The organism is Mycoplasma enhydrae, assembly GCF_025779955.1.
Lineage (GTDB): Bacteria > Bacillota_I > Bacilli_A > Mycoplasmatales > Metamycoplasmataceae > Metamycoplasma > Metamycoplasma enhydrae.
Window position 1 is genome coordinate 92828 of the sequence record NZ_JAOXHI010000003.1, and the last position, 10312, is coordinate 103139.

Sequence of the window (10312 nt, forward strand, 5' to 3'; positions counted from 1 at the left end):
TCCATATTATTAGGAAAGAAATAATTATTTTATCTATTTTTAAGATTGTTTTTGATTATTGTAGACCACTTGCGTGGAATGTCAACAGGAGTTTTTGATTTTTTTTGATAATGAACTAAAATATTATTAATACTAAAGAATTCACCAACATTTAAAATGTTAAAATCTATCTTTAATAAATTAGATATTCATTTAGCATTATCAATTTCATTTTGATAATTTGAAGATTTTAAGAAACAAAATGTTGCTGATATTTTTGCTAATCTGTGTGATATTTCTACAAGATTTTTTAGTTCAGATACAGCTCGAGCACTAATAAAATCATATATTTCAAATTCTGATGATTCTTCTGCTCTTTGTTTAGCAATTTTTATGTTTTTTAGGTTGCATTTTTTAATTACTTGTCCTAAAAAATTCACCCTCTTGTCTAGGGGTTCATAAATAGTTAAATCAAAATTAGGATTGTAAATAAAATAAGGAATAATAGGAAAACCAGCACCAGAGCCAATATCTAGTATTTTTAGGTTATTTAAATTGATAATTTCTTGGTTAATTTTTTTGAATATTAAAATTGATTCAATTATGCCTTCTTTAACTAGTTTTTCTTCATAAAAACCAGTCAAGTTATACTTGGCATTTTCTGTTTCTAATAAATAATAATAATCATAAAGTTTAGTGATTGTTTGTTCATCAATTTCATTTATGTATTCTTTGATAATTTTTTTAAAATTATCTATCGCTATAATCTTCATATATGTCACTAATTGAAGTGTTATTTATGTTAGCTTCAATTACCATTCCTAAAAATTCAGCCATTGATAATTGTCTAAGCTTTTTAAAATGTGCTAAATTAGAATGGTCAATTGAATTAGTTACAATAACTTCACTAATTATTTCGTTATTTTCAAACATTTCAAAGCCACGTGAAAATAAACCATGAGTAGCAGCAATAATTATTTTTTTAGCACCTTGTTTTTTTAGTGTTTCAGCAGCATGAATTATGGTTCCTCCGGTATCAATAATATCATCATAAATAATTACATTTTTATTCTTAACATCACCTAAAACACCCATAATTTCAGATACATTTGGAGCTGTTCTTCTTTTATCTATAATTGCTATTTGTTCATCATCATTAAGTAATTCTGATAATTGTCTAGCTCTAACCGCACCACCATGATCTGGTGAAACAATAACAAATTTTTCCTTTCTTTTACGCATTTCGGAAGCAAATATAAAATGTCCCCTTAAATCATCAACTGGAATATTAAAAAAACCTTGGATTGAAGCATTATGTAAATCAACAGTTATAACTTTTGTAACACCTGCTTTTTCTAATAAATCAGCAACTAATTTTGCTGTTATTGGCTGACGACCTTTGGCTTTTCTGTCTTGTCTTGCATAGCCATAATATGTCAATACGCAAACTATGCTTTTAGCGCTAGCTCTTTTTAGAGCATCAACAAATATTAATAAATCCATTAAATTATCATTAACAGGTTTACTTGTGTTACATATTACAAATACATGACGGTTTCTAACTGTTATATTAGTTGATAAAATTCTTTCTCCATCAGCAAAAACTGTTTTGTCAACTGGTTCTATTTTTTGATGAATGTATTGACCAATTTGTGAGGCTAATTCAACAGAATTTTCCATTCCAAAAATAACAACATTTTTATCATTTTTCATTATAAAAAACTCTCCTATTTAAATTGTTTATTCAAATATTAATTTTACTTCATTTGAAATTATATTTAACAAAAAGTGCCGCTCTGCGCAGCACTTATTGTTCTATTTAAACAAAGCCATCAATTGTTATTTCAACTTCTCATTTAACAGTAGGTCTATATTTTAATTTTAAAGTTAGTTTTACTTTGACTGATTTTGTAGTTTCATCTGCTACTAATTCTTTATTTACTTCCTCAATAACTACATCACTAATTTTAACCTTGAAATTTTCTGGTTTTTGAATTGCAGCTGTTGCAGAATTCGAAGTCTTATCATTTTCATAATCTACTGTAATTTTATTTTTAACTTCATCTGCTGTTCATTTAGATGGTTGACCTCTTTTAAGGTTTTGAATTTGAACTGTTATTTCACCTAATTCTTTACCATATGCTTTTTGATTTAATTTGATAGTAATTATTCCACTATCATGATCATAAGCTGTTTCCTTAAATTCATAATCATAGTCACCACTTTTTGAAATAGATCTTAATGGTTCACCACTTAGTTGAATTTCTTCAAGATAAATTTTTTCATTTTCTTCTTTAGAATTTTCGCTTATTTCTTTATCTCTTCATTGAACTTTTACATCATTTTTATCTTTAGGAAATTGTTTTTTAAATCCTGTAATTTCTATTGAAAAATAACCAATACGAGTATTATCCGAAGCGTTAAATTGATTAACATTTACTTTAAGTGTTCCTGGCATATTAGCTTCTAAACCAAGTATTTGATATTTGTATTTTCCACTTTTACTATTAATTTCAACATCTTCTTCTTTGATTGATCTAGCTGATCTTGTTGAATATTGAGAAGCACTTAAACCTTTAATTGTAATTACTGCATCATTTTTATCTTCAGGTAGTTGTTTTTTGAAACCAGTTAATTTCATTTCAGCTGAAAAGCCAGTACGTGTACCTGATAGATCTTGTTCATAAATTAACAATCCTAATGTTCCTTTTTCAGGGTCCTTACCATTGTCTTCAACTTCATATTTATTTTTATTACTTTTACTTTTAACTACAAGTTTAAAAGGGAAGTCCGAATAATAATCTTTATATTTATCTTGAGTAACTTGTTCTTTTTTTACATCATCTCATAATTCTACTATTACATCAGCCAATATTCTTTGTTGGTGTTCTTCTGCTGAAGGAGGTGTTTTAAAACCTTCTAAATCATGCTCAAATTCATATGTTGTAGTTGCTTTTTTAGCTTCAATAGTAACAGTGATACTTGAATCTGTTTTTTTAACTCATGATTTAACTTTTGTATCTCAGCCATCACGTTTAGATATCACTTCGAAATTGTCTAATGAAATATCAGCTACAAGAGTATTTTCTTTGTTTTTATAACCTATAAGAGTAGAACTTGATACAAGATCTTTAGATTCGATTACAGGTGGAGTAGCACTTTCTTCTTTAAAACCTTCTAATTCTTTAGTTATAGTATATGTTTTAGTTCCTTTAGAAACTTTTAAAGTAATGGTAATGCTTGTTTTGGTTTTTTCAGCAAATGATTCAACAGTTGCACTTCAGCCACTAGGAGTCTTAACTGTTATTTTTGTTTTATCTATATCTTTAACAAGCACTGTGTTTTTGTTTGGATAATCTACTGTGGTTTGATCTTTTACTTGTTGCTCTGTTAATTCTACTTCAGAAGTTGTATTTTCTTTAAAACCGGTCAATTCTTTGGTTATAGTATATGTTTTAGTTCCTTTAGAAACTTTTAAAGTAACTGTGATACTGGTTTTAGTTTTTTCAGCAAATGATTCAACAGTTGCACTTCAGCCACTAGGAGTCTTAACTGTTATTTTTGTTTTATCTATATCTTTAACAAACACTGTGTTTTTGTTTGGATAATCTACTGTGGTTTGATCTTTTACCTGTTGCTCTGTTAATTCTACTTCAGGGGTTGTAGTTTCTTTAAAACCTTTTATTTCTTTTTTAATTTCATATTCAGTTTTATCTTTAGAAGCAATTATAGTTAAGATTACTTTTTTATTTGCTTTATCAACTGAGTGGTCTTTAACTTTAAATGTTCATCCCGATTGATTTTCAAGAGAAATTTTACTTACATCAAATTTATCAATTTCAGTATTTGAAATGTCTGGGTATACAGGCTTAGCTATTTGTTCCACTTTTTCTTTTGATTCAATTTTTTGGCAACCTGCGGAAATAATTGTTGGTGCAATTGCTAAGCTTGGTAAAATTCCAAGCATAATCAAAATTTTTTTGTTTTTGGTCATTTATATCCTTTCAAAATATATGTCTTTTACATTATTAATTGTAACACGTTTTGATTATTATAATCAAAGTGTCAAAATGGTGGCTATAATAAAAAATTGCCGCACTTTTAGTTTCGTGCAACAATTTAGTGATTATTTTAATAAACCTCAATTACATTTTTGATAATTTACGCATGAGGTCTTCAAAAGCTTTTAAACTTTCAGGATGATTTTCTTTTTCTCACTTTAACATTTTTTCTCATTGTTCATCTGATATAAATGAAGATTCATTATACATAGAAACATTAAAACTTACATTATTTTTGGTTTTATTCATCTTGACCTCCTTTTTCATAAACATATTTTACCACTATAATCATTTTTTGAATTCATTTTTTAATATCCTGCCTTGCTTTAGCTTTTCTTTCAATAATATTTCTACTATCTTTTGAAAGAATATCAAAACAGCGCGGACTATTTTTCTTAATGATTTCAGCATGCTCATCATTTGAATTTGGATCAATTGTTCTGTTTGACAATCTAATTTCAAAACATGCTATTTGTTCTTCTATATCAGCATCATTTGACTGAATTTGTCCTCAAATAGGATTAGTTTCATTTCACTGGAAATAAAAGCCAAAGTGAAACAAAAGCGTTTTTAAAAAACTAATAGCAAATCTTTTATTACCATTAAAAAAATGGTGATCTGACAAGAAACAGATAAACAGTTCAGTTGCTAAGTCTATTATTGACCAATCTTGACTATAATAAAATTTATTTAATCTTCTTATTAAAATATCAATAACACTTTCTTTTGGATTAACAAGAAGAAAATCATGTGTATCTTCTGATAATTTATCAATTTTCTTAGCAGTTTCAAATGCTCTGGGGATAAGTTGATTTTCTAAAGAATATAAAAACTTATCCATTATTTCTTCATTAGATAAATCTAAAATAGATAGATTAAAATCTTTGTTGATTTTTTCAATATCAATTTCACTAATACTTTTGAAAGTCTTTTTGTTTTTTTCATCTAATTTCTCTTGAACTACATATCTACAAATAAAATCATTTAAATTCTCAGAATCTAATTTACTTAAAATAATATTTGTCTTTTTCATTCTCTAAAATACTCCTCTTTTCTGTATTTTTATGCTTATTTTTAATACATTTATATTATCTCATAATAGATTTTATACCATGTTGTAATGAGAAAAAACTAAGAAAAATTCGAGAAAAATATTAAGGTTTAAAAATTGTTTTTTTGCCATGAAAATTTTTATAAAAATTCACGATATATTTTTCTATAAATTACTTTAGTTATTTGAATAAGTGTTATATATATACCTAAAAACATAGCTAACCATGCATAAAATACTGGTGGCAAGGGTGCTAATTTTAGTGACTCATTAACTTTAGGAATGTATGGCATGGCACTTATAATTCCAATGCCTAATAGTGTAGATATAATGACTGGTGTTGAAGCATTAGATTTAATAATAGGTATCTTATTTGTTCTCAGAAAATGAATTACTAATGTTTGTGTTCACATCGAAGTAACCAATCAACCCGCTCAAAATAAATGCTTGAAGTTTTCTTTATCTGCTGAATTAACTAAACTACTTCATTGATTTCCAACTTGTTTTGGTACAAAAACATAAAACAATACAACAAATGTGATTATGTCAACAATAGATGAAACTGGACCAAATCACAACATAAATTTAAGCGTGGATTTGTGATTCCATTGCCGTGGACTTTTAATAAATTCTTTATCAACATTATCTCAAGGTATTGCTCCACAACAAAAGTCATAGATTAAGTTTAAAAATATAATTTGAACTGGTGCCATAGGTATAAATGGCAGCATAATTGAAGCAATTACAACACTAAAAATATTTCCAAAATTAGATGAAACTGTCATTTTTATATATTTATTAATGTTAGCATGAGTTTTTCTGCCTTCTACAATTCCTGTAGCTAAGACATTTAAATCCTTTTCTAATAATATAATGTTTGCTGATTCTTTGGCGATATCTACAGCTGTATCAACTGAAATTGAAACATCAGCAACTTTCATAGCAGGTGCATCATTTATACCATCACCCATGTAGCCCACTACGTGACCATTTTTTCTTAAGATGTTAATAATTCTCGCTTTTTGATCTGGACTCAATTTAGCAAATATCTGGGTTTTTTCTACTTCAAACTTTAGTTCTACATCTGTCATTTTTTCAATGTCTTTACCCAATAAAATTTTTTCATAAGGAATACCAACTTTAGAACACACAGCTTGAGTTACTAGAGGATTATCACCAGTTAAGATTTTAACTTCAACTCCAAGGTTGTGTAATTGTTTAATGGCATCTTCAGCTGAATCCTTAGGAGGGTCTAAGAAGGTTAAATAACCTATTAATGTCATTTCTTTTTCATCATCAACTGATAGTTTACCAACAGCCTCGATATTTGATTTTTTAGAAGCAATTGCAACAACTCTCATTCCTTCTTCACTAAATTCTTCAACTTTATTTAGCACTTTACGCACTATTTTTTTATCTAGTGGTACAACTTTACCATCTAAATATATTTTATTGCATACATTAATAATTTCTTCAACTGCTCCTTTAGTGATTAGGGTTACTTTTTGATTTTTTAGTGATTTAACTAATACCGACATTCTTTTACGATTAAAATCAAATGGTACTTCATCAATTTTTAGATAATGTAATTCAAGATTATCTAGTGATTTTTGTTCATCAGCTAGATCGAGTGTACGATTAATAATTGATTTATCTAATAGATTTTTTAGACCGGTTTGATAATATGAATTTAAAAAAGCATATTTTAAAACGTGTGGGTCTTCTTTGCCATTTACATCAAGATGACGTTCTAAAATAATTTCATCTTGAGTAATGGTGCCAGTTTTATCAGTGCACAAAATATCCATAGCTCCAAAGTTTTGGATTGAATTAATATTTTTTACTATTGTTTTGGCTTTTCCCATTGCTATAGAGCCTTTAGACAAACAGCCAGTAACAATCATTGGTAGCATTTCGGGAGTTAATCCTACAGCGATTGAAATACCAAATAACAAGGCATTAATTCATGCTGCAGATCCTTCATTTTTATAATGCATTAACCCAACAATTAAAAATACAATAGGAATAACTGTTGCAATAATGATGGTTAACATTATTGAAATTTTTTTAATTCCTTTTTCAAAATTAGAAGGTACTTGTTTTTCATTTAATTTAGAAGCTACTTTACCAATAAAAGTATCATTTCCTACCACAATGACAACAGCTTTTGCTGAACCTGAAATAATGTTTGAGCCCATAAAAGCTAAATTGTGACGATCTGTAATACTTTCATATTTGCCAAGTTTATCAATTTGAGCATATTTTTCAATTGCATCACTTTCACCAGTTAAAGAAGATTGAGAAACGAATAAGTCCTTAGCACTAATAATTCTAATATCACCTGGAATAATGTCTCCTGCTGCTAGGTGAATAATATCACCTACAACAATTTCATCCATAGGAATTTCTTTTAAGATTCCTTTTCGTTCTACTAAGCATGTGGTTTCAATTATTTCAATTAATTTATTTGCACTTGAAGAGGATTTTTGCTCTTGAATAAAATGAATAATACTGCTTGTAAATACAATAACTAAAATTATAATTACTGTTGCATAATTAGCTTGTTCTTTTGGGTTTTTAGTTAAAGGAATAATAATATCAACTACAGCACTAACAGCAACTAAAACTAATAAAATAATATTAAACAAATTGAAAAACGATCTCATCAGTCTTTTAGCAGTACTATCAGCACCTTTTTTAGAAATTTTGTTTTGACCGTATTTATCACGATTAATTTCAATTTGTTCTTCTTCCATAAAACCGTTTTCAGAAGAATTGTAGTGTGCTAAAATTTCATCCACATTTTTTTCAGAAGCTTCAATTAATCTTTGGTTAACTGTATTTCTTCTAGCTTCTGTTTTTAGATGTTTTTGATTTTTTTTCATGCTACCTCCTTTTTTAATAATTTTAGTATCTAAAATAAGTGTAATTTTAAACAAAATCAAAAACTACATATTTATGTAAATATTTTACTCTAAATATATTTTATTAGAAACCTAAACTAAAAATTGACCCAGTTAAACTGGATCAAAATTTATTAATTATAATTTAGACATTATATGTCTTGCCATTGTGAATAAAACTAATTCCTAGTTGATATAAATTATCTGAACTAGGTGCAAATTCTCGATGTATATTTTGTTTAATATCTTCCAGTATTTTTGCTTCAGCGGCTTTTTTGTCAGCATTAGATTTTTTGTTTCATTCAGTGTGGAATTTTGGTTTGTTTTCATTAAATCAATCTTTTAATTGTCTAATCATATAATCAAATTCAAATTTAGGACTTTCATTATCAATAATTCTATCAAATTCTTTTTCAGCATCAGGAACTACTTGTTTAATGATTTGTAAACTGTTGTAATATTTCATGAATTCATTTAAATTATTAAAGTCTATTAACTTAAGGTTAAAATTATTTTGTTCTTTGGCAATTTGATATTTTAGTCCTTGTCTTCTTGATTTTAAAACATTAAGTGTTGCTTTATTGGCTGTTAATCTTAAATAATTAGCATCAGCAATAAATTTTTTGTTTTCAAAAATTAATAATTGTAAATCTTCTCAATTTCTATATGGCAATTTGTTTTCATTGTCTTCTGGATATTGTAAATATAAATGTGCTAAAATATGGTGTAAAAAATTATTTGAAGTCAAATTTCCAAATACTTGTGCTAAAAATTTATTATGAATATTATAGTTAATTGAACCCATAATTTGATAAACATCAATGTTTATATCTTTAGCTAAGCTCTTTAAATTATATCAAAAGATATTTATTGAATTCATGCCTTTAAAACCGTTGATTTTTCTTTCAATTTCTAATTTAAAGCCTTCAATACCAATATATAAAGTTAGTTCTCCTAATTTATCATCCGGATCCAAATCAGAAAAATTCATTTTAAATTTAGAATGTTGATTTTTAATTTCGATATTTTTCTTAATTGTTTCAGGACCATAATTTGAAGCGTAATTTTTAGAACCTTTTCAGGTTACTTGGACATTTTGTAATGAATCTACCATTTTAATAATATCTTCAATGTGTTCTAATAGTTCTTTTGTGCCAAGTTCAATATCTGCATGTTTTTGTTTCAAGTCATCAAAAGTTTTATATTCTTCTCTTGAAAGATTCAATTTTCCTTTAAAGGCATTTACCTTATCTCTTTGTTCGAAAACTTTAATCTTTAAAGTATCTTTTTTATCAATAGTAGTTTTAATTTCATTTAGTTTTTGTTTGTATATATCTAAATTGTTTTCAAGAACTCTGATCTCATTTCCAAGCTTTGCTTTAATTTTTTGGATTAAGGCATTATTATCATCAATTATTCCATTAATCTCTGTTGGAAGACTTTCTTTATCTAAAATTTCATTTATTTCTTGATTTGTTTCTTTTGATTTTTTGGTATCTTCAACAAATTTATTTCATTGTTTTAAAAGATTATCTAAATTTTGGTTTTTTGTTTCTAGTGCACTTTTATTATCAGATTGTCTTCCTAGATTACCAACTAATTGAGCCTTTATTTCAGCAATTTTATCTATAATTTTTTGTTTTAACGCATCAATTGTTTGTTTTAAAACAGTATTTAATTCTTGAATTTTTGCGTTTATTTTAGCAAATATTTCATTAATTTTATTTATACCCGAAGTATATTTGAAATTATTTAATTCGGTTTGTAGAGCTGTTGATTTTGCAGAATTACTTCGATATTGTTTTAAAGTTTCTAAACTCTCTTCCATTTTTTGAGAATTTTTTTGATTTAGTGCTTCAGTTGCTTGAGCAAGTTTTAAATTAACTTCTTTTTCAAAATTTTCAAGTGCTAAATCAAGTGCAGCCTTTTTATCATCATATTCTTTTTTAAAAATAGTATTTTGATTGTCAAAACCTAATAATTTAGTTTTAAAATCTTCAAATTTTTCATTAGCTTCAGAATTTTTTAGAATTGCATTAGTTTCATTATTAGTTTTAAAAGTGTTGGCATTATCAATTGCTTTTTTGAATGCTTCAATAGATTCTTCTCAAGCTTGCATTCCCAATGTTTTTTTGGCTTGAACATTATTTTGAGCATTAGTTAATTTTAGAAGTTCAGCATCAACTAAATTTAAACATATCCCCTATTAGTGGACTACCACAAATGGAGGATATGTTTTTTATTATGAAAAAATATAAGACAAGAATATTTTTATACAAGTTGTGTATGAGAGTGCTTACTGGAGAAAAAATTCCAGA

The 10312-nt window shown here is 26.8% G+C and carries 7 protein-coding genes; all 7 read right to left on the reverse strand.

Annotated features, from left to right (window positions below):
* Nucleotides 1-29: 29 nt before the first annotated feature.
* Nucleotides 30-752, reverse strand: coding sequence for a 16S rRNA (guanine(527)-N(7))-methyltransferase RsmG (gene rsmG, locus OF364_RS01555; RefSeq protein WP_263774015.1), 723 nt, complete (start codon nucleotides 750-752; stop codon nucleotides 30-32).
* On the reverse strand, nucleotides 730-1692 hold the full coding sequence (locus OF364_RS01560) for a ribose-phosphate pyrophosphokinase (RefSeq protein ID WP_205851100.1): 963 nt from the start codon (nucleotides 1690-1692) through the stop codon (nucleotides 730-732). The genes rsmG and OF364_RS01560 overlap by 23 nt, the downstream gene beginning before the upstream one ends.
* Before the next feature lie 106 nt (nucleotides 1693-1798).
* Entirely contained in the window at nucleotides 1799-3973 is a 2175-nt protein-coding gene (locus tag OF364_RS01565; RefSeq protein ID WP_205851101.1) for a lipoprotein 17-related variable surface protein, read from the reverse strand.
* A 151-nt stretch (nucleotides 3974-4124) separates the two neighbouring features.
* A complete protein-coding gene (locus OF364_RS01570) occupies nucleotides 4125-4289 on the reverse strand; it encodes a hypothetical protein (protein ID WP_205851102.1) in 165 nt (54 codons plus the stop codon).
* A complete protein-coding gene (locus OF364_RS01575; protein ID WP_263774016.1) occupies nucleotides 4282-5073 on the reverse strand; it encodes a type II toxin-antitoxin system death-on-curing family toxin in 792 nt (263 codons plus the stop codon). The genes OF364_RS01570 and OF364_RS01575 overlap by 8 nt, the downstream gene beginning before the upstream one ends.
* 158 nt (nucleotides 5074-5231) lie before the next feature.
* Nucleotides 5232-7976 (reverse strand): magnesium-translocating P-type ATPase, encoded by a 2745-nt coding sequence (mgtA, locus tag OF364_RS01580; protein ID WP_205851104.1) that lies wholly within the window; start codon nucleotides 7974-7976, stop codon nucleotides 5232-5234.
* A 163-nt stretch (nucleotides 7977-8139) separates the two neighbouring features.
* The gene (locus OF364_RS01585) at nucleotides 8140-10113 is read right to left on the reverse strand and encodes a coiled-coil domain-containing protein (RefSeq protein ID WP_263774017.1); all 1974 of its coding nucleotides are present in this window, start codon (nucleotides 10111-10113) and stop codon (nucleotides 8140-8142) included.
* Nucleotides 10114-10312 lie beyond the last annotated feature (199 nt).